The organism is Dinoroseobacter sp. PD6, assembly GCF_028807315.1.
GTDB lineage: Bacteria > Pseudomonadota > Alphaproteobacteria > Rhodobacterales > Rhodobacteraceae > Dinoroseobacter > Dinoroseobacter shibae.
Map to the genome: position 1 here is coordinate 450,467 of NZ_JARAMN010000002.1, position 20,710 is coordinate 471,176.

General features: G+C 65.7%; 19 protein-coding genes. 16 read left to right on the forward strand and 3 right to left on the reverse strand.

Features of this window, described 5'->3' with window-relative positions; translation table 11 throughout:
• Positions 1–118: 118 nt before the first annotated feature.
• The 7 genes from PVW48_RS05540 (at position 119) to PVW48_RS05570 (ending at position 7,771) form a co-directional block, all read left to right on the forward strand.
• Positions 119–1,444 carry an ABC transporter substrate-binding protein gene (locus PVW48_RS05540; protein WP_274580620.1) on the forward strand — a complete coding sequence of 442 codons (1,326 nt, stop codon included), beginning with the start codon at positions 119–121 and terminating at the stop codon, positions 1,442–1,444.
• A gap of 61 nt (positions 1,445–1,505) precedes the next feature.
• Complete coding sequence (locus tag PVW48_RS05545) at positions 1,506–2,756, forward strand: carbohydrate ABC transporter permease (RefSeq protein WP_274580621.1); 1,251 nt, start codon at positions 1,506–1,508, stop codon at positions 2,754–2,756.
• 187 nt (positions 2,757–2,943) lie between these two features.
• A complete protein-coding gene (locus PVW48_RS05550; RefSeq protein ID WP_274580622.1) occupies positions 2,944–4,158 on the forward strand; it encodes a carbohydrate ABC transporter permease in 1,215 nt (404 codons plus the stop codon).
• On the forward strand, positions 4,155–5,429 hold the full coding sequence (locus PVW48_RS05555) for an MGH1-like glycoside hydrolase domain-containing protein (protein WP_274580623.1): 1,275 nt from the start codon (positions 4,155–4,157) through the stop codon (positions 5,427–5,429). The genes PVW48_RS05550 and PVW48_RS05555 overlap by 4 nt, the downstream gene beginning before the upstream one ends.
• Positions 5,417–6,466 (forward strand): ABC transporter ATP-binding protein, encoded by a 1,050-nt coding sequence (locus PVW48_RS05560; RefSeq protein ID WP_274580624.1) that lies wholly within the window; start codon positions 5,417–5,419, stop codon positions 6,464–6,466. Before PVW48_RS05555 ends, PVW48_RS05560 begins: the two co-directional genes overlap by 13 nt.
• Positions 6,467–6,468: 2 nt before the next feature.
• Positions 6,469–7,245, forward strand: a complete 777-nt coding sequence (locus PVW48_RS05565; protein ID WP_274580625.1) for an SDR family NAD(P)-dependent oxidoreductase — start codon at positions 6,469–6,471, stop codon at positions 7,243–7,245.
• A 148-nt stretch (positions 7,246–7,393) separates the two neighbouring features.
• Entirely contained in the window at positions 7,394–7,771 is a 378-nt protein-coding gene (locus PVW48_RS05570; RefSeq protein WP_274580626.1) for a Zn-ribbon domain-containing OB-fold protein, read from the forward strand.
• On the opposite strand, the gene PVW48_RS05575 is transcribed toward PVW48_RS05570, so the two are convergent.
• Positions 7,760–8,797: a nuclear transport factor 2 family protein gene (locus PVW48_RS05575; RefSeq protein ID WP_274580627.1), complete on the reverse strand. Its 1,038-nt coding sequence runs from the start codon at positions 8,795–8,797 to the stop codon at positions 7,760–7,762. The two genes, PVW48_RS05570 and PVW48_RS05575, sit on opposite strands and share 12 nt — an antisense overlap.
• A gap of 106 nt (positions 8,798–8,903) precedes the next feature.
• On the opposite strand from PVW48_RS05575, the gene PVW48_RS05580 reads away from it, so the two are divergent.
• From PVW48_RS05580 to preA, 3 genes are all read left to right on the forward strand, one after another.
• Positions 8,904–10,310, forward strand: a complete 1,407-nt coding sequence (locus PVW48_RS05580; RefSeq protein WP_274580628.1) for an FAD-binding oxidoreductase — start codon at positions 8,904–8,906, stop codon at positions 10,308–10,310.
• A 159-nt stretch (positions 10,311–10,469) separates the two neighbouring features.
• Entirely contained in the window at positions 10,470–11,807 is a 1,338-nt protein-coding gene (locus tag PVW48_RS05585) for an NAD(P)-dependent oxidoreductase (protein WP_274580629.1), read from the forward strand.
• Between the two features lie 27 nt (positions 11,808–11,834).
• Complete coding sequence (gene preA / locus PVW48_RS05590; RefSeq protein WP_012178035.1) at positions 11,835–13,133, forward strand: NAD-dependent dihydropyrimidine dehydrogenase subunit PreA; 1,299 nt, start codon at positions 11,835–11,837, stop codon at positions 13,131–13,133.
• 13 nt (positions 13,134–13,146) lie between these two features.
• Here preA and PVW48_RS05595 read toward each other — a convergent pair whose 3' ends face one another.
• Positions 13,147–13,434, reverse strand: a complete 288-nt coding sequence (locus PVW48_RS05595; protein WP_044027668.1) for a hypothetical protein — start codon at positions 13,432–13,434, stop codon at positions 13,147–13,149.
• A gap of 182 nt (positions 13,435–13,616) precedes the next feature.
• The gene (locus tag PVW48_RS05600) at positions 13,617–14,252 is read right to left on the reverse strand and encodes a TetR family transcriptional regulator C-terminal domain-containing protein (protein ID WP_012178037.1); all 636 of its coding nucleotides are present in this window, start codon (positions 14,250–14,252) and stop codon (positions 13,617–13,619) included.
• Positions 14,253–14,471: 219 nt separating this feature from the next.
• On the opposite strand from PVW48_RS05600, the gene PVW48_RS05605 reads away from it, so the two are divergent.
• The 6 genes from PVW48_RS05605 to PVW48_RS05630 all read left to right on the forward strand — a co-directional run bounded on the left by PVW48_RS05605 (position 14,472) and on the right by PVW48_RS05630 (position 20,706).
• Positions 14,472–15,797 (forward strand): aspartate aminotransferase family protein, encoded by a 1,326-nt coding sequence (locus PVW48_RS05605; protein WP_274580630.1) that lies wholly within the window; start codon positions 14,472–14,474, stop codon positions 15,795–15,797.
• A gap of 34 nt (positions 15,798–15,831) precedes the next feature.
• Positions 15,832–17,106: a Zn-dependent hydrolase gene (locus PVW48_RS05610; RefSeq protein ID WP_274580631.1), complete on the forward strand. Its 1,275-nt coding sequence runs from the start codon at positions 15,832–15,834 to the stop codon at positions 17,104–17,106.
• An 88-nt stretch (positions 17,107–17,194) separates the two neighbouring features.
• Entirely contained in the window at positions 17,195–17,437 is a 243-nt protein-coding gene (locus tag PVW48_RS05615) for a hypothetical protein (RefSeq protein WP_157865277.1), read from the forward strand.
• A gap of 16 nt (positions 17,438–17,453) precedes the next feature.
• Positions 17,454–18,197 carry a class II aldolase/adducin family protein gene (locus PVW48_RS05620; protein WP_012178041.1) on the forward strand — a complete coding sequence of 248 codons (744 nt, stop codon included), beginning with the start codon at positions 17,454–17,456 and terminating at the stop codon, positions 18,195–18,197.
• Positions 18,198–18,243: 46 nt separating this feature from the next.
• Entirely contained in the window at positions 18,244–19,695 is a 1,452-nt protein-coding gene (hydA, locus tag PVW48_RS05625) for a dihydropyrimidinase (RefSeq protein WP_274580632.1), read from the forward strand.
• A 243-nt stretch (positions 19,696–19,938) separates the two neighbouring features.
• The gene (locus tag PVW48_RS05630; RefSeq protein ID WP_274580657.1) at positions 19,939–20,706 is read left to right on the forward strand and encodes an ABC transporter ATP-binding protein; all 768 of its coding nucleotides are present in this window, start codon (positions 19,939–19,941) and stop codon (positions 20,704–20,706) included.
• Positions 20,707–20,710 lie beyond the last annotated feature (4 nt).

A 20,710-nucleotide genomic window follows, 5' to 3' on the forward strand; every position in this document is an offset into this window, starting at 1 on the left:
GCATCCAATCGGTATTTTGACCGGGAATTGTTCTCCGAAATCAGCTGCGTCTTGGGACAAAACCGATCCATGGGAGGATGATTTGACCTATCACGCGACGACCCGCAGCGGGCACCTGATGCTCGGCGCCGCAATCGCCATGGCCCTGACCGCAGGGACCGTCAGCGCCGACACGATCCGCTTCTGGACCACCGAGGAGCAACCCGAGCGCCTGGCCAAGCAGCAGGAAATGGCCGCGCAATTCGAGGCGCAGACCGGCACCGCCGTGGAGGTGATCCCGGTCACCGAGAGCGACCTGGGCACCCGGGCCACGGCGGCCTTCGCGGCGGGTGATCTGCCGGACGTGATCTATCACACCCTGCAATACGCGCTGCCCTGGGCGGAGGCTGGCATTCTGGACACCGATGCCGCCACCGAGGTGGTCGAGGATCTGGGCGAGGATACCTTTGCGCCCGGGGCCTTGCAGATGGCCTCCACCGGCGATGGCGTGGCCTCGGTGCCGGTGGATGGCTGGACCCAGATGATCGTCTATCGCAAGGACAAGTTCGAGGAGATGGGGCTGGAGCCGCCGACCTCCTTTGCCAATGTGACTGCCGCGCTGGAGGCGCTGCACAATCCGCCGGAGATGTACGGCTTCGTGGCCGCCACCAAGGTGGACGAGAACTTCATGTCCCAGGTTCTGGAGCATGTGTTCCTCGCCAACGGCGTCAGCCCGGTGGACGACGATGGCTTCGCGCCGCTCGACGAGGCCGCTACCACCGAGGTGCTGGAGTTCTACAAGGCGATCGCCGAGGCCTCGCCCCCGGGCGAGCTTTACTGGAAGCAGTCGCGGGAGCTCTATTTCGCGGGACAGGCCGCGATGATCATCTGGTCGCCCTTCATCCTCGACGAATTGGCCGGTCTGCGCGACAGCGCGCCGCCCACCATCAACGACGACCCGACCAGCGCGGAATTGGCCAGCCTGACCGGCATCGTGACCAACTTTTCCGGCCCGTCGAACCCCGAAGGTGCTGCCTGGGGCGATATCCGGTATTTCGGCATCACCACGGACGCGGACACAGACGCGGCGATGGAGTTCGTGAAGTTCTCGATGGACGAGGGCTATACCCAGACCCTGAGCATCGCGCCGGAGGGCAAGTTCCCGGTGCGCAAGGGCACGGCGGACGATCCGCAGAAGTTCACCGACGCCTGGTCGCAGTTGCCCGTGGGCGTGGATCGCAAGGCGCCGCTGGGCGATCTCTATGACGCGGCGATGATCGACGAGATCGTCGGCGGGCTCGATGTGGCGCAGCGCTGGGGCGTGGCGGAGGGGCAGTTGTCGCTGGCCTCCAAGATGATCAACAGCCAGGCGATCAACCGTATCGTGCGCCAGTATATCGATGGCGAGGTCGATGCCGCCGCCGCCGTGGCCGCGATGAACGACGCGCTGTCGCAGATCGACTGATCTGGGCCGATGCGGTGCCCCACCCGTGGGGCACCGCGACCCTGCCGCGGAGCGACCTCGCATGACCGACACACCCACGCCCACGCCGCCCACCGGGCGCGGCGCTCTGCAGCAGCGCGAGGCGCGGCTGGCCTGGGGCTTGCTGCTGCCCACGGTGATCAGCGTGTCGCTGGTGGTGATCCTGCCGCTGCTGGCGATTTTCTGGATCAGCTTCAAGCCGGTCGGGCTGGCCGATCTGCGCCCCACGGCGCCCGTGGTGCGCGAGAGCCTGCGCGGCTCGGGCGAGGACCTGCGGATCGAGTACCGGCTGCGCAACTCGTCTCAGGACAAGGAGATCCGCGGCGTCACCCTGACCGACACCCTGCCGGACACGGTCGTGGTGGGCGAGGGGCTGCCGGAGTTCTGCACCCTCTCGGGGCGGGCTTTGCGCTGCGACTACGGCGATATCGCGGGCGGGTTCAACGAACGCTTCGCCCTGCCGATCACGCTCGCCCCCGGGGCGGATGAAGACGCGGTGGAGGAGGTGGTCGAGGGCAGCCTGCCCAGGATCACCGGCGAAGGCGACAGCATCCTGACCAATGCCGAGTTCACCCTGGAGAATTTCGCGCGCATCTTCGACGCCGACGAGTTCTGGGGCGTGCTCGGGGTGACGATGTTCTACACGGTGTTCGGCACGCTCGGCGCACTTCTGTTCGGGCTTTTCGCGGCGCTTTTGCTGAACAAGTCGTTCCGGGGGCAGGGGATCCTGCGGGGGCTTTACCTGTTCCCCTATGTCGCGCCGGTCATCGCGGTGGCCTTCACCTGGGTGACCCTGTTCGATCCGTTCTCGGGCTCGGCCAATGCGCTGCTGATCCAGATGGGGGTGACCAACGAGGCGATCAATTTCTTCGGCCAGCGCCCGCTTGCGCTGATCATGGTGACGGTGTTCGAGATCTGGCGGTACTTCCCGCTGTCCTTTCTGTTCATTTTGGCCCGGATGCAGAGCATCGACACCGATATGTACGAGGCCGCGGACATGGACGGTGCCTCGCCGTTCCAGAAGTTCTGGTATCTCAGCCTGCCGATGCTGGTGGGGATCCTGTCGGTGCTGTTCCTGCTGCGCTTCATCTGGACCTTCAACAAGTTCGACGACATCTTCCTGCTGACGGGCGGGAATGCGGGGACACGGACGCTGACGGTGAATGTTTACGAGCAGGCCTTCGCGGTCAGCAATATCGGCGCGGGGGCGGCGGTGGCCGTGGTGATCTTCGGCTGTCTGCTGCTGTTCTCGGTGCTGTTTTTCCGCTTCATCAGCCGAGAGGAAGGGTTGTGACCGACGTGCTGCTGCATGCAGGACGCCGTGTGCGCGGCAGCGATGGACGCAGTCCGTCGCGTGTGCACTCCGTTGCAGGTCTGGGCGCAGCCTCCGACGCCCGGCAAGGATTTTGCAAAATCCTTGGACGCGGCTGCGCCGCATGCCTCCGGCGGGCGTTTTTGGCCAAAGATGAAAGGGGCGGGCGGTGAAGCTGTTCTGGCATGGGCTTGTGACCGGCCCGGTTCTGGGCGCGCTGTGGATGGTGGTGCTGTCGACCACGGTGGCGGTGACCATGTCCTTTGCCACCGGCGATCCGTTCAGGCCCGCGATCTGGATGTCGCTCTTGTGGGGCGGGGTGTTGGGGGCGTTGCTGCCCCTGCGCCCGGGCAAGCGGAGCGTGCAGGCGGGGGCCGGATTGCTGGTGTTCGGGCTGGTGCTGATCGGGGTCGGTCCCATGGTGCTGGGGCCTGAGGTGGCGCTCCTGTCGCGCTGGATCGCGGCGGGGGGATTGGCGGTGGTCTTTGTCTGGTCTCTGGCGCGGATCCTGCACGAGATGCCTGCGGGGCGGCTGAACCGGCACGAGTTCGAGGCGGCGGTGATCCGGTTTCTGACGGGCTTTGGCTACATCTTCTTCACCGCGGTCGTACTGATCCCGTTCTACGTCATGGTGATGACCAGCCTGAAATCCCAGCAGGCGTTGTTGCAGAACCCGCTCGATTTCTCGCTGGATCTGAGCCAGGGCTGGGGCCTGTTCCGGTCCTATGCGGAGCTGTTCGGGCAGTTCAATTTCGGCACTTATCTGTGGACCTCGTTTTTCGTGTCCGTATTGACCGTGCTGATCACGCTCGCGTTCTCGATCCCCGGGGCCTACGCGGTTGCACGCCTGCGCTTTGCCGGGCGGGCGGCGTTTTCGCGGTCGATCCTTCTGATCTACATGGTGCCGATGATCGTGCTGGCCCTGCCGATCTACATCGCGTTTTCGGTCACGGGGCTTCGGAACACGCTCATCGGCATCTTGCTGATCTATCCGGTCACGACGATCCCCGTGGCGCTTTATATGCTGCAGGGCTATTTCCGCGGGCTTCCGGCGGAGGTCGAGGAGGCCGGGCTGATGGACGGGCTGAATCGATTGCAGGTGATCTGGAAGATCACCTTGCCGCTCGCGCTGCCGGCGCTAGCCTCGGTGAGTCTTTACGTGTTCATGATCGCCTGGAACGAGTTCCTGCTGGCCTTCATGCTACTGGACGATCCGTCGAAATTCACGCTCACCCGCGGCATCGCGAGCCTGAATAGCTCCGAAATCCCGCGTCAGCACCTGATGGCCGGCGCGGTGATCGCGACCGTGCCCATCATGGCGATCTTCCTGGGGCTGGAGCGGTTCATGACCAAGGGCCTGACGGCCGGATCGGTGAAGGGATGAAGGACACCATGGACGCCGCTGCGCTGGATGCGGAGGCCGAGCGCATTCTGCGGATGAACGACCGGGGCGGGTATTCCGTGCCCACGGCAGGCCTCTATCCCTACCAGTGGAACTGGGACAGCGCCTTTGCCGCGCTTGGCTACGCGATGTTCGACCTGCCGCGCGGCTGGCGCGAGTTGGAGGTGCTGATGGCCGGGCAGTGGGCGGACGGGATGGTACCGCATATCCAGTTCCACAATGTCGACCCGAGCTACTTCCCCGGTCCCGACATCTGGGGCGGGGTCGGGCCGGTGCCGTCCTCGGGGATCAGCCAGCCGCCCATAGCGGCGACCATGGCGCGGCTGATCTACGAGCTTGACCCGTCAGCCGGGGCCGCGCCCATGCGCGCCCTCTATCCGAAATTCATCGCCTGGCATCGCTGGTTCATGGACTGGCGGCTGGATGCCGGGGCGGCCTGCCTGACCCATCCATGGGAGGCCGGGCGCGACAACGCGCCGGACTGGGACGGGCCGCTCGCGCGGATCGAGCCGGTGGGCATCGACCCGTATGAGCGGCGTGACACCGGGCATGTGGACCCGAGCATGCGGCCGAAGAAATCCGACTACGACCGCTACCTGTGGTTGGTCAAGCAGGGCCATGACTGCGGCTGGGACCAGGCGCGGCTGCTGGAGATCAACCCGTTCCGCATGGCCGACCCGACCATGCATTTCACGCTCCTGCGGGCGCACCGGGACCTCGCGTGGCTCGGGCGGGAGCTGGGTCTCGACACCGCGTCGCTGCCCGACTGGATCGCGCAGTTGGAGGCCGGGGCGGAAACCTTGTGGAACGCGGCCCTTGGCGCCTACGACGTGCGTGACACCGCCAGTGGGGCCTGGGCGCAGGCGGTCAGCAACGCGGCCTTCCTGTGCTGGTACGCAGGCATCGATCCCAAGGACAGCCTGGCGACCTACGCCCGCGTGCAGGCCCCGGTGCGCTTCGGCGTGGCCAGCCACGATCCCGAAAGCCCAGCCTTCGAGCCCAAGCGATACTGGCGCGGGCCGAGCTGGGCGATGATGAACATGCTGATCGCCATGGGGTTCGACGAGGCGGGCCTGCCCGAAGGCGCCGCCTTGCGCGACAGCACCGCGCGGCTGATCGCCGAGAACGGGTTCGCGGAATATTTCGACCCCCTGACCGGCGCGCCGGCGGGGGGGCGCGACTTCACCTGGACCGCCGCCGTGTGGCTCGCCTGGTGCAGTCCGAATGTGGGGAGGGGACGATGGGCGCGATAACCCTGAGCAAGGTCGAGAAATGGTTCGGCGACGTGCAGGTTATCAAGGGCGTGGACCTGGAGATCCGCGACGGTGAGTTCGTGGTCTTCGTCGGCCCGTCCGGCTGCGGAAAATCCACGCTGCTGCGGATGATCGGCGGGCTGGAGGATACCTCGCGCGGTGCGATGCTGATCGACGGGGTGGATGTGACCGACCATCCGCCCGCCAAGCGGGGGCTGACCATGGTGTTCCAGTCCTATGCGCTTTATCCGCATATGTCGGTGCGCGAGAACATGGGCTTTTCCCTGAAAACCGCAGGCGCCCCCGCCGCCGAGATCGCCGAGAAGGTGGATGCGGCGGCCGCCGTGCTGAAGCTGGAGCCGTATCTCGACCGCCGGCCCAAGGACCTCAGCGGCGGGCAGCGGCAGCGGGTCGCCATCGGCCGGTCCATCGTGCGCGCGCCCACGGCGTTCCTGTTCGACGAGCCGCTCTCAAACCTCGATGCGGCGCTCAGGGTCGAGATGCGCTACGAGATTGCCAAGCTGCATCAGAGCCTCGACACCACCATGATCTACGTCACCCATGACCAGGTGGAGGCGATGACGCTCGCCGACCGGATCGTGGTTCTGGAGTTTGGCAAGATCGCGCAGGTGGGCACCCCGCGGGAGCTTTACGAGACCCCCGCGAACCTGTTCGTGGCGCAGTTCATCGGCAGCCCCAAGATGAACGTCATGCCCTGTACCGCCGATGCGGGACGCTACAGGTTGAGTCCGGGGCGCGGCGGGGTGTTCTCCGGGGACCGTCCGGCGGTGCAGCTGGGCATCCGGCCCGAGCATATCACGCCGGGCGCGCCGGGGACCGGGGCCTGCGACGGGCGGGTGGATGTGGTCGAATACCTCGGGGCCGACACCCTGCTTGTGCTGGATTGCGGGCCCGAGGGGCGGGTGACGGTGCGGGTGATCGGGGACACCGACCTGACACCGGGCGACGCGGTGGGCCTGAGTTTCGATCCCGACCGTCTGTCGTTCTTCGACACCGACGGCCTGGCGATCCGCTGAGCATGCAGGAGGTCGTGCAAGCCGCCCTGTTCAAGCGCCTCTTCGGGCTCGAGGGCAAGCGCGCGCTGATCACCGGCGCGTCCAGCGGGATCGGCGCGCATCTGGCGCGCACCCTGGGCCAGGCGGGGGCGGAAGTGATCCTGGCCGCGCGCCGGGCGGACCGGCTGGAGGCCGTTGCCGAGACGTTGCGCGCCGACGGGATCGTGGCGCAGACCGCGGCGCTGGATGTGACCGATGCGGCGTCGGTGGCCGCGGCAGTCACCACCATGGGACCGCTCGATATTCTGATCAACAATTCCGGGGTTTCGGGTCAGGACATGGTGATCGACACCACCGAGGCGGATTGGGACCGTGTGCTGGACACGAACCTCAAGGGGGCCTGGCGTGTCTCGCGGGCCTTCGCGCCGGGGCTGATCGCGCGGCAGGGCACGATCCTGAACGTGGCGTCGATCCTGGGCATCGGGGTGCTCAAGACCGTGGGGCCTTATGCGGCGTCCAAGGCCGGGCTGATCCAGTTGACGCGCGCCATGGCGCTGGAGCTGGCGCGCGACGGGGTGCGCGTGAATGCGCTGGCGCCGGGCTATATCGAGACGCCGATCAACACCGAGTTCTTCGCCAGCGAGGCGGGGCAGAGGATGCTGCGCGGCGTGCCCCAGCGCCGTCTGGGCCAGCCCGGGGATCTCGATGCGGCGGTGCTGATGCTGCTGGGGCCGGGGGCGGGCTTTGTGACGGGCGCGACCGTGGTGGTCGATGGCGGACATACACTCGCGCTCAGCTGAGCGCCTGCGTTAACTTGTTGCACCCGAGCGAAAGGCGCTTCGCGAACGCAGCCGATCGGCGCTAGCATTGCGGGTGGGAAGATGCCCGGCCCCGCCGGGCTGCAGGGAGCGATCCGAACCAGCGCCGTGACGCGGCCGCGGAGATGCTATGAGCTTTGACTTCCTGTCCCACCCGGACCGCCCCTTTCATGATGGCCTCGCCGCGGGCCGTTTCATGATCCAGACCTGCCTTGATTGCGGACAAAGCTGGTCGCCGGCCACCGGTCGCTGCGGGGCTTGTGGCAAAACCCAGTTGCAATGGCGCGCGGCCAGCGGGATCGGCACCCTGCAACGGACTATCCCCCTGGGTGACGAGTCGGCCTTCGGCGATGATCCGGACGCCACGCGGGCCATCGGGGCGGTGCGCCTGGCCGAAGGCCCGACCGTCAGCGTCCGGATTGCGGGCCCCGTGCCGGATGTTGGCGCCCTTGTCGCGATCGAGGTCCTGGGCGGCGCCCTGATCGCCCGTGCGCCCTCAGGGGTGTGAGATCCGGCGCAGCTGCCGGTTCCGTTCCAGCACGTCGAGGCCCTGCATCTTCAGGTAATGCAGCAGGTCGATGAACACCCAGTTCTCCGCCAGCTTGTCGCCCGCGCGGCGATAGATATCGACCACCCGCATGTCGGCAGGTGTGCCGGACCCGGGCAGGCCCAGAAACCCGCCCCTGGAGGTATTGGTGAGGTTCGGCCAGCCGAAGAACGCGCCATAGTTTCCCTCGGCCAGCCGTGCGACATGGCCGTTGAAGGTCTTGCCCCCCAGGCTCAGCCGGAAGGGGAATGTGTGTTGGTCCTGGTATCGCGGCAAGGTGTGGGTGGCCCCGATGCCGAAGGGGCCGTACCAGGTCATGTCGTCATGCCAGGACGCGCGCAGCATCTCGATCCCGGCGCGGTCGTTGCCGGATCGGTTCAGCGCAGACAGGTCCGCCACCATCCGCTCGACCAGCGCCAGTGTCGCGGCCCCCTCGGCCGGATCATGGGGGCCGGTCAGTAGCCCGTCATGGGTGCGCGGGCCGGGATAGATCGCCATCGCGCCTGTGGCGGGGGGCAGCGGATAGACCCCCGCCTGGTGCATCAGGGCCAAAAGGTCCACGAAGAGTGCGGTCTCGACGATGCGCCCGTCCGAGACCCGGTGAAACTCGGCATGGCGCAGCCAGGTGAGCTTGCCCGTGGCCGGAATATCGAGGAAATCGCGGTCGAAAAGCCCGGTCAGGTGCCCCATGGCGCAAACCCACACCTGCGGCGTGGCCCCCAGCGTGCTCTGGCCCGCGAAAAACACGTCTTCGCGGCGGTGCAGGCTGGTGAAACTCTCGGCCAGGGGGGTCCAGAACGCGCGGGCCACCGCGTCGGGCCCGGTTTGCTCGTGAAACGGGTGCATCCCGCGCCAGTGCCAGTCCGGCGCGACGTGATCGGCCAGCGCTGCGGCCTTGTCGGCGGCCATGGCCCCGTCGAGCGCGGCATTCAGCGCGCGCACGCGGGCCTTGGCCTCTTGCAACTCAGCGGTGGTCTGGTCTGTCATTCTGGGTGCGAGAGTGTCCCCGCGCGCCGCCCGTCGCAAGGCCAAAGCGTGCGCCATTGCCAGGGTCCGATGTTGACGGCATTCTGGCCGCAAAGGGGAGGCGGCCATGACCGATCAGACACCGCTGCGGCGCAACGCGGCCGGGATTGCCACGGCACTCGACGTGCTGCGCCAGAAATTCGGGGCGCGGCTGCAGACCGGGGCCGCCCTGCGCGAACAGCACGGCCACACCACCACATGGCTGCCGAACCAGCCGCCCGATGCGGTGTTTCTCCCGCGTGAGACGGCCGAGGTGCAGGAGGTGCTGCGGATCTGCACCGCCTACGGGATGCCGCTGGTCCCGTTCGGCACCGGCACCTCGCTGGAGGGGCATGTGAATGCGCCGCTCGGGGGGCTGTCGCTGGATTTCGCCGAGATGAACCAGGTGCTCGCCATTCACCCCGAGGACATGGATTGCGTGGTCCAGCCGGGTATCAGCCGCAAGGCGCTGAACGAAGAGCTGCGCGCGACGGGCCTGTTCTTCCCGGTCGATCCGGGGGCGGATGCGTCGCTGGGCGGGATGGCCGCGACCCGGGCCTCGGGCACCAATGCGGTACGCTACGGCACCATGCGCGACGTGGTGCTGGCGCTGGAGGCGGTGACCGCCGATGGCCGGGTGATCCGCACGGCGAAGCGAGCGCGCAAGACCTCCGCCGGATACGACCTGACGCGGTTGCTGGTGGGCTCCGAAGGCACGCTGGGCGTGATCACCGAACTGACCCTGAAGCTCAGCGGTATTCCCGAGGCGGTGGCGGGGGCGACCTGCAGCTTTGCATCGGTGGAGGCGGCCTGTGCCGCGGTGATCGCGACCATCCAGTACGGTGTACCCGTGGCCCGGATCGAGTTTCTTGACGCGCTGTCGGTGCGCAGCATCAACGCCTATTCCAAGCTGTCCCTGCCCGAAGCGCCGCTCTTGTTGCTGGAGTTTCACGGCTCCGAGGCGGGCGTGGCCGAGCAATCCGAAACCTTCGGCGAGATTGCGGCGGATCATGGAGCGCTGGCCTTCGATTGGACATCCGATGCCGAGGCGCGCGCGAAGATGTGGCAGGCCCGGCACGACGCCTATTGGGCCATGCGCGCCCTGCGCCCGGGCTTCGATGCCTTCGTGACCGATGTCTGCGTGCCGGTCTCGCGTCTGGCCGAAGCCGTCAGTGCCGCCGCCGAACGGGCCGAGGCGGACGGGATCATCGCGCCGACCCTGGGCCATGTGGGTGACGGGAACTTCCATGTCGCGCTGCTGATCGATCCGGAGGATCCCGGCGGGCGAGCGCGGGCCGAAAGCTATATCGGGTGGCTGAACGATCTGGCGATATCGCTCGACGGAACCTGCACGGGCGAGCACGGCATCGGGCAGGGCAAGGTGAAATACCTCGCCCGCGAGCTGGGTGCGGACACGGTCGATGTGATGGCCGCGCTGAAATCCGCCATGGACCCGGACAATATCCTGAACCCGGGAAAGCTGTTTCAGGGCTGAGCCTTGCGCAAAGGACGCTGAAAACCTGTGGAATGTGCACGGATTTGTGGCAGAATTCCGCGAAAGGGGCCAAATTGGGTCCGTGCAAAATTTACCAGTTGATAAAATTACGGTCCTGTGTAGCGTTTCATGGGACGGAACATCGAGATGGAGACTGCAATGTCTACCTCCCAGCATACGCCAGGAGTGGTCCCGGGAAGGTTATCCGAGACAGAGCTTGAGACCAATTTTTCGGACCTGCATGCGCCTTATGACGCCCATGAGGCCCTGGTCGCGGCCGACAGGTGCTATTTCTGTCACGACGCGCCCTGCATCACGGCCTGCCCGACGACCATCGATATCCCGCTTTTCATTCGGCAGATCGCGACCGGCACGCCGGAGGCGGCGGCCAAAACGATCTTCGATCAGAACATTCTCGGGGGCATGTGCGCCCGGGTCTGCCCGACAGAGACCCTGTGCGAGCAAGCCTGCGTGCGCGAAGTGGCCGAGGGCAAGCCGGTGGAGATCGGACGCCTGCAACGCTACGCCACCGACACGGTGATGGCCGCCGGGGTGCACCCCTATGCGCGCGCGCCGGAGACGGGCAAGAAGATCGCCGTGGTGGGCGCGGGGCCTGCGGGCCTGGCCTGCGCGCACAGGCTGGCCATGAAGGGGCACGGCGTCGATCTGTTCGATGCGAAACCCAAGCCGGGCGGCCTGAACGAGTACGGTATTGCCACTTACAAGACCGTCGACGACTTTGCCCAGGCAGAGGTCGACTGGTTGATGAAGATCGGCGGTATCACCCTGCAGTCCGGAAAGGCGCTGGGGCGCGACCTGACGCTCGGCGAGTTGTCGGAAGATTACGACGCGGTTTTCCTGTCCATCGGGCTGGCGGGCGTGAATGCACTCGGTGTCGCGGGTTCTGAGATGAAAAACGTCATGGATGCCGTTGATTTCATTTCCAACCTGCGCCAAGCCAAGGATAAGAGCGAGGTCCCCGTGGGCCGCCGCGTCGTCGTTATCGGAGGCGGCATGACTGCGGTCGATGCGGCGGTGCAATCGCGGCTTCTGGGGGCCGAGGACGTGACCATTGCCTATCGCCGCGACAAGGCCGCCATGAGTGCGAGCGAGTTCGAGCAGAAGCTCGCCACCGCCAAGGGGGTCCGCATTCTCTACAACGCGCAACCCCAGCGCATTGTCGGCAACGTGGCGTGCGAGGCCGTGGAATTCGCCTATACCGAGACCACGCCGGACGGGCTGCGCACCACCGGCGAGACGCGGACCCTGCCGGCCGATCAAGTGCTCACCGCCATTGGCCAGACCTTGACCGGGACACCGGATGGCCTCGCGCTGGAGCGGGGCAAGATCGCCGTGACCGGCGCGGGGCGGACCAGCCTGCCGGGTGTGTGGGCCGGGGGCGACTGCGCCCTGGGCGGCGAGGACCTGACCGTGACCGCCGTGGCCGAGGGACGTGATGCGGCCGAAGACATTCATGCAAGCCTGATGGGCGTCTAGGGGGGTTCCCCGGAAAGGAGCAAGAACATGGCAGATCTGCGTTCGGACTTCGTCGGTGTGAAATCCCCCAACCCGTTCTGGCTGGCCTCCGCGCCGCCGACGGACAAGGAGTACAACGTGCGCCGCGCCTTCGAGGCCGGGTGGGGCGGGGTGGTGTGGAAAACCCTCGGCTTCGACCCCCATGTGGTCAACGTGAACGGCCCCCGTTATGGCGCGGTCTGGGGCGCGGACCGGCGGCTTCTGGGCCTGAACAATATCGAGCTGATCACCGACCGGCCGCTGGAGGTGAACCTGCGCGAGATCAAGCAGGTCAAGCGCGACTATCCGGACCGGGCCATGGTCGTGTCGCTCATGGTGCCTTGCGAGGAGGATCCCTGGAAGAAGATCCTGCCCCTGGTCGAAGAGACCGGCGCCGACGCGGTGGAGCTGAACTTCGGCTGCCCCCACGGGATGAGCGAGCGGGGCATGGGATCGGCCGTGGGCCAGGTGCCCGAATACATCGAAATGGTCGCGCGCTGGTGCAAGCAGCACACGCGCATGCCGGTCATCGTGAAGCTGACCCCGAACATCACCGATATCCGCTACCCGGCGCGGGCGGCCCATGCGGGCGGCGCGGACGCGGTCAGCCTGATCAACACGATCAGCTCGATCACCTCGGTCAACCTCGACAGTTTCAGCCCCGAGCCGAGCATCGATGGCAAGGGTTCCCACGGGGGCTATTGCGGGCCCGCGGTCAAGCCGATCGCGCTTAACATGGTGGCCGAGATCGCGCGGGATGCGGAAACCGCCGGGATGCCGATCTCGGGGATCGGCGGGGTAACGACCTGGCGAGATGCGGCGGAATTCCTGGCCCTCGGGGCAGGCAACGTGCAGGTCTGCACCGCTGCGATGACCTATGGGTTCAAGGTGGTGCAGGAGATGATCTCGGGCCTGTCCCAGTATCTCGACGAGAAGGACATGACCCTGGACGACCTGATCGGACGGGCGACCCCGAACGTCACCGACTGGCAGTATCTGAACCTGAACTACGTCACCAAGGCCCGGATCGACCAGGACAGCTGCATCAAGTGCGGGCGCTGCTATGCCGCCTGCGAGGATACCTCGCACCAGGCGATTTCCATGAGTGCGGACCGTGTCTTCGAGGTGATCGATGCGGAATGCGTGGCCTGCAACCTGTGTGTGAATGTCTGCCCGGTGGAGGACTGCATCACCATGGTCGAAATGCAGCCGGGCGAGGTCGATCCGCGCACCGGCAAGGTGGTCGAGAAGGACTACGCGAACTGGACCACGCATCCGAACAATCCGGCGTCGCAAGCCGCCGAGTGATGCGGGAGGAGGGCTATTCGCCCTCCACCATGCCCTGGGGCAGGACCCTTGGGACCACGGCCTTGTCCGGTTCCGAGTTCATCAGCGCCGTCGCCAGTGCCTCGGCATTCAATCGGGGCAGGGTCGGTTCCTTGTAGGTCGGATCACCCGGAGAAGCCTCTTTCGCCGTCGCCTCGCCTTGGTCGGCGGTGGCCTTGGCCTCCCGATCTGCCTTCTGCTTGGCTTCCGTGATCGGCGCGGCCTCGCCCGCCTGTCTGGCGTGGGAGGGCGGCGCGCCGCTGGTCTTTGCAACTTTCGCCACGGTATCTGGCACACGTTGAGAGGACGGCGGCGGAGACTGCTGTGGACCCATGGGCGCAACCCCGGGGCCGGTATCGAAATATGGTCTGTGCCCTTCGATCTTCATGACACACCTCGTTGTTATGCCACCCACCGTTCGGAACATAACATGAAAGTCTTACCCGCATCTTAATGCGGACCTGTTCAGGTGTCGGGGTTCAGCATCCGTGTGAACATGTGGTCGAGAAAGTGCTGGGCGTCCGGGAATGGGTCTTCGCCCGTGCCCAGAACGAGGTCGATCTGGGTGCGGAAATCGGCGTAATGCTGCGTGGTCGCCCAGATCATGAAGATCAGGTGCTTGGGGTGCACATCGGCGATCTTGCCCTCGGCGGCCCAGCCCGCGATCACTTGACCGTTCTTCTCCACCAGATCGCGCAACGCGCCGCTCAGAAGGGACTTTATCTGTGGCGCACCTTGCAGGATTTCCGTTGCAAACAAACGACTTTCGCGTGGATATTCACGTGCCATCTCAAGTTTGCGGCGCACATATCCCCGTATTTCCTCCAGTGGCTCCCCGGCCGGGTCCATGTTCAACATCGGGTCCAGCCAGGTTTCCAGGATCTGGGCAAGAACCTGGGTGTAAATCGCCTCCTTGCCCTCGAAATAGTAAAGCACGTTCGGTTTGGACAGGCCGGCGCCCGCCGCGATCATGTCCAGCGTCGCGCCGCGGAACCCGTGCTGCGAGAAGACGTCGAGCGCAGCATCGAAAATTGCTTCGCGCTTGGCCTTCTGAATACGAGTCTGCGGGGCTGGACGGGCGCTGGTACTGGAACGGGCCATGGTGCATGCCTTTTGCAAATTGCACTTCGGAAATCGGGAACTTGCGATACACTCACTACACGTCACTTGTGCATGAATCACAAGCACAACGCGCGCAGCGGGCTGATTTCTCGGCAGGAGCCGAGTGTTGCGCGTGGCTGTGCTTGACGCAGACCTGCACTTTGGTACCGTCACTTGACCGTTTGATAAAAAACGGCTGCCGCAGAGAGGGAAACGACCATGGCACTGGATGCGAAGTCCCGTCCGAATGACCTGAGTGCATTCTGGATGCCGTTCACCGCCAATCGGCAGTTCAAGTCAAATCCCCGGATGTTCGTCGCCGCCGACGGCATGTATTACACGACCGCCGAAGGGCGACAGGTGCTCGACGGCACGGCGGGGCTGTGGTGCTGCAATGCGGGCCACAAGCGGCCCAGGATCGTCGAGGCGATCCAGGCCCAGGCGGCGGAGCTTGACTATGCACCGGCCTTCCAGATGGGGCACCCCAGGGCGTTTGAGCTGGCCAATCGCCTTGTCGAGATCGCGCCTGACGGAATGGACCATGTTTTTTACACGAATTCCGGATCCGAGGCGGTTGAATCGGCTTTGAAAATTGCCCTTGCTTATCATCGCGCGCGGGGTGAGGCGGGGCGCACGCGCCTGATCGGGCGCGAGCGTGGGTATCACGGCGTCAATTTCGGCGGCATTTCTGTCGGCGGCATCGTCAACAATCGCAAGCATTTCGGCACCTTGCTGACCGGGGTGGATCACCTGCCGCACACCCATATCCCGGAGAACCAGTGGTCCAGGGGGATGCCGGAGCATGGGGCGCACCTGGCCGATGACCTCGAACGGATCATTGCGCTGCATGGGGCCGAGACCATCGCCGCCGTGATCGTGGAGCCGATGGCGGGTTCGACGGGGGTTCTGCTGCCGCCCAAGGGGTACCTGCAGAGGTTGAGGAAGATCACGCAAGATCATGGAATCGTTCTGATATTCGACGAGGTGATCACCGGTTTCGGCCGGGTCGGTGCGGCGTTCGGTGCGCAGCGCTTCGGCGTCACGCCGGACATGATTACCTGCGCCAAGGGGCTGACCAACGGGGTCATTCCCATGGGCGCGGTGCTCTGCGGCAGCCATATCCATGACGCTTTCATGCAAGGGCCCGAGAACCTGATCGAGCTTTTCCACGGTTACACCTATTCAGGCAATCCGATTGCCTCCGCCGCCGGTCTCGCCACGCTGGAAACCTATCGCGAGGACGATCTTTTCGCCCGCGCGCTGGACCTGGAGCCCTATTGGCAGGAGGCGCTGCATTCTCTCAAGGGCGCGCGCCATGTAATCGACATCCGCAATCTCGGCCTGATCGGCGCGATCGAGCTGGAGCCGATTTCCGGGCACCCGACCAAGCGCGCCTTCCAGGCTTTCCTAGATGCCTATGACAAGGGCGTGTTGATCCGCACCACCGGGGACATCATCGCGCTCTCGCCCCCGCTGATCATCGAGACAGCGCAGATCGACCGGATCGTCGAGACGCTGGGCGAGGTGCTCGCCGCGCTCGATTGATCACAGGCCAGCCGAAACTACCAAGGAGACCTTGATGCCAGCCGACACCGTTACCGCCCCGAATGCGCCGGGAGAAAACCTGAAGATCAATGGCGACCGTCTGTGGGACAGCCTGATGGAGATGGCGCGGATCGGGCCGGGCGTGGCGGGCGGCAACAATCGCCAGACCCTGACCGATGCCGATGCCGAGGGGCGCGCGCTCTTCCGGCGCTGGTGCGAAGAGGCGGGCTGCACCATGGGGCTCGACACCATGGGCAACATGTTCGCCCGGCGCGAGGGCACCGACCCGGATGCCCTGCCGGTCTATGTCGGCTCGCACCTCGACACCCAGCCCACGGGGGGCAAGTATGACGGTGTGCTCGGCGTGCTCGGCGGGTTGGAGATCATCCGCACCCTGAACGATCTCGGGATCAAGACGAAGCATCCCATCGTCGTGACCAACTGGACCAACGAGGAGGGCACCCGGTTCGCGCCGGCCATGCTGGCCTCTGGCGTCTTCGCGGGCAAGCATAGCCAGGATTGGGCCTATGCGCGCGTCGATGCGGAGGGCAAGCGGTTCGGCGACGAGCTCAAGCGCATCGGCTATCTGGGCGACGAGCCCGTGGGGGACCGCAAGATGCACGCGTTTTTCGAGCTGCATATCGAGCAGGGCCCGATCCTGGAAGCCGAAGGCAAGGAGATCGGGGTCGTCACCCATGGCCAGGGCCTGCGCTGGATCGAGTGCACCGTGACGGGCAAGGAAAGCCACACGGGCTCGACCCCGATGCATATGCGCAAGAATGCCGGGCGCGGGCTCGCACGGATTACTGAACTTGTCCACGAGATTGCCATGAAGAACCAGCCCAACGCCGTAGGTGCCATTGGGCATATCGACGTCTATCCGAACTCGCGCAACATCATCCCCGGCAAGGTGGTCTTCACCGTGGACATGCGCACGCATCTGCTGGACAAGCTGAACGCGATGGTCGCGGAGTTCATGGAAAGGGCGCCGAAGCTCTGTGAAGAGATCGGGGTGGAATTCTCGTCCGAGATCGTGGGCCAGTTCGACCCGCCCGCCTTCGACGAAGATTGCGTGGGGGCCGTGCGCAGCGCGGCGGAGCGGTTGGGGTATTCGCACATGGATATCGTGTCGGGCGCAGGGCATGACGCCTGCTGGATCAACGACCTCTATCCCACGGCGATGGTGATGTGCCCTTGCGTCGACGGGCTGAGCCATAACGAGGCCGAGGAGATCAGCCCGGAATGGGCGGCGGCTGGTGCGAATGTGCTGTTTCACGCCGTTGTGGAAACCGCGGAAATCGTGCGCTAGGGATCGGACCGGGCAGGGGGCGTTGCCCCCATGCGCGATGCGCGCCCCCCCGGAGTATTTTGACACAGATGAAGAAGAGCAGGCCGTGATGAAGAGATTTCTGGTGGTGGGTTTGGTTTTGGCGGGGTGTGAGCCGCTGACCGACGAGGCGGGCGTGCCGCTTTTGGAGGATATCTCGCCGCGGGCCCTGGCGGCCTTGCCCGAAGGCGTGCCGCCCTCGCTGCTGATCCGGGATGGCAACGGCTGTTACGGGATCGCCATCGAGGCGACGGAGCCGCAAACCGGTGCGCCGCTGATGGATGAGAACCAGCAGCTGATTTGCGACCCTTGAGAGCCTGGAGCGGAAGATGAACACACAGTCCCGGATCGAAGAGACCCAGATCCGCATCGACCTCGCGGCGGCGCTGCGCCTATCCTGCCGCGAAGGCTGGCACGAGGGGGTGGCGAACCACTTTTCGGCCGCTGTGTCGGCCGATGGGCGGCGGTTCGTGGTCAACCCGCGCTGGATGCATTGGAGCCGGGTGCGCGCCTCGGACCTGGTGCTGTGCGATGCGGATGATCCGACCACCATGGACCGCCCGGATGCGCCGGACCCCTCGGCCTGGTCGATCCACTCGGCCCTGCACCGGGAATTGCCCCAAGCCCGGGTCGCGCTGCACCTGCATCCGCCCCATGCCACGGCCCTGGCGGCGTTGAAGGACCCCACCATCCACCCGATCGACCAGGTCACCGCGCGCTGGTACAAGCGTCTGGCCTATGATCTGTCCTTCGGCGGCATCGCCACAGAAGAGGCCGAAGGCGCGCGCATCGCGGCCTCGGTCGGGGACAAGCCCGCGGTGATGATGCAGAACCACGGCGTGACCACCTTCGGCGCCACCGTGGCCGAAGCCTGGGACGCGATGTATCACCTGGAACGCGCCGCACGGACCATGGTTCTGGCCTATTCCACGGGCCAGCCGCTCGCCATCATGCCCGACGCGCTGGCCGAGGACACCGCCGCCGAATGGCAGACCTACAAGCAGGCCGAGTTCGCCCATTTCGCGGAAATGAAGCGCCTGCTCGACCGCGAGGCACCGGATTACAAGGACTAGCCCACCCAAAGAAGGGCCAAAACCAGAACAAGACGGGGAGACCATCATGTCGACAGTCATCAAGAACGGAACCGTGGTCACAGCCGACCTGACCTATACCGCGGATGTGCGCGTCGAGGGCGGGAAGATCACCGAGATCGGCAAGGGCTTGTCCGGGGAGACCGAGCTCGACGCCACGGGCTGCTATGTGATGCCCGGCGGGATCGACCCGCATACCCATCTGGAGATGCCCTTCATGGGCACGTATTCGACGGACGATTTCGAGAGTGGCACGCGCGCGGCGCTCTCGGGGGGCACCACGATGGTCGTGGATTTCGCCCTTCCCAGCCCGGGGCAGGGGCTGCTCGATGCGATCCAGATGTGGGACAACAAGTCGACCCGGGCCAATTGCGACTACTCGTTCCACATGGCGATCACCTGGTGGGGGGAGCAGGTCTTCTCTGAGATGGAGGCGGTCACGAAGCGCGGCATCAACACGTTCAAGCATTTCATGGCCTACAAGGGCGCCCTGATGGTGAACGATGACGAGATGTTCGCCTCGTTCCGGCGCTGCGCCGAGTTGGGGGCGCTGCCGCTGGTGCATGCGGAGAACGGCGATGTGGTCGCGGATCTGCAACAGAAATTCCTCGCCGAGGGCAATACCGGGCCCGAAGCGCACGCCTATTCCCGCCCCCCGGCGGTGGAGGGCGAGGCGACCAACCGGGCCATCATGATTGCCGATATGGCAGGCGTGCCGGTCTATATCGTGCACACCTCCTGCGAAGAGGCCCATGAGGCGATCCGGCGGGCGCGGATGCAGGGCAAGCGGGTCTATGGCGAACCGCTGATCCAGCACCTGACCCTGGACGAGAGCGAATATGCCCATCCCGACTGGGACCATGCGGCCCGCCGGGTGATGTCGCCCCCCTTCCGCAACAAGCAGCACCAGGACTCCTTGTGGAACGGTCTGGCCTCCGGCTCGCTGTCGGTGGTGGCGACGGATCACTGCGCCTTCACCACCGCGCAGAAACGCACGGGCGTGGGCGATTTCACCCAGATTCCCAATGGCACCGGCGGGCTTGAGGATCGGATGCCGATGCTTTGGACCCACGGGGTGAATACCGGGCGGCTGACCCCGAACGAGTTCGTGGCCGTCACATCGACCAACATCGCCAAGATCCTCAACTGCTATCCGACCAAGGGGGCGATCCTTGTCGGCGCGGATGCCGATATCGTGGTCTGGGACCCGGAGAAGGAGAAGACCATCTCTGCAGACAGCCAGCAATCCGCCATTGATTACAACGTCTTCGAGGGCAAGCATGTGAAGGGCCTGCCGCGCTACACGCTGACCCGGGGCCATGTGGCGGTGATGGATGGCGAGATTCGGACCCAGGAGGGCCACGGCAAGTTCGTCGAACGCCCGCCGGTCACCCCGGTGTCCAAGGCGCTCAGCACCTGGAAGGAGCTGACCGCCCCGCGCAAGGTGGAGCGGACCGGCATCCCCGCGAGCGGAGTGTAATCGGCGCCGATGCTCAGTCGCGAAGAAATCGACGGGTTCGACCACAGCCCAGAGCCACCGAAACCCGCGCCCGCACGCGCGCCGAAGGTCACCCCGTCGCAGCCCCTTGCGGGGGAGGCGGACCTGGCCAGCCGCAAGGGCAACTGGCGCTACCTCGCACCGGAGGCCGCGGCGCCCCCGGCCGACGCCGAGGCACCGGCCGCGGCGCCCGAGCCGACGCGCGCGACGGATGCGCCTGCGACCGTGATCTCAGCGCAGGACCTGGACCTGGTGTTCCAGACCAATGACGGGCCGGTGCACGCGCTCTCTGGGGTGAACCTCGAGATCCGGAAGGGCGAGTTCGTCAGCTTCATCGGCCCCTCGGGCTGCGGCAAGACGACCTTCCTGCGCGCGGTCGCAGGGCTGGAGCATCCCACGGGCGGCACGCTGACGGTCAATGGCATGACACCGGACGAGGCCCGGCAAGCCCGCGCCTATGGCTACGTCTTCCAGGCGGCGGGGCTTTATCCGTGGCGCACCATCGCAAAGAATATCTCCCTGCCGCTGCAGATCATGGGCTATTCCAAGGCCGAGCAAGAAGCGCGCGTCGCCCGCGTGCTGGAGCTGGTGGAGTTGTCGGGCTTTGCCAAGAAATACCCCTGGCAGCTGTCGGGGGGCATGCAGCAACGCGCGTCCATCGCGCGGGCGCTGTCCTTCGATGCCGATATCCTGCTGATGGACGAACCCTTCGGGGCGCTGGACGAGATCGTGCGCGACCACCTCAACGAGCAGTTGCTCGCCCTGTGGAAGCGCACCGAGAAGACCATCGGCTTCGTCACCCATTCGATCCCCGAGGCGGTCTATCTCAGCACCAAGATCGTGGTGATGTCCCCGCGCCCGGGCCGGATCACGGATGTGATCGACAGCCCGCTCCCCCTCGACCGCCCGCTCGACATCCGCGACACGCCGGAATTCATCGAGATTGCCCACCGCGTCCGCGAGGGCCTTCGGGCGGGGCATCTGGATGAGTAGGAGC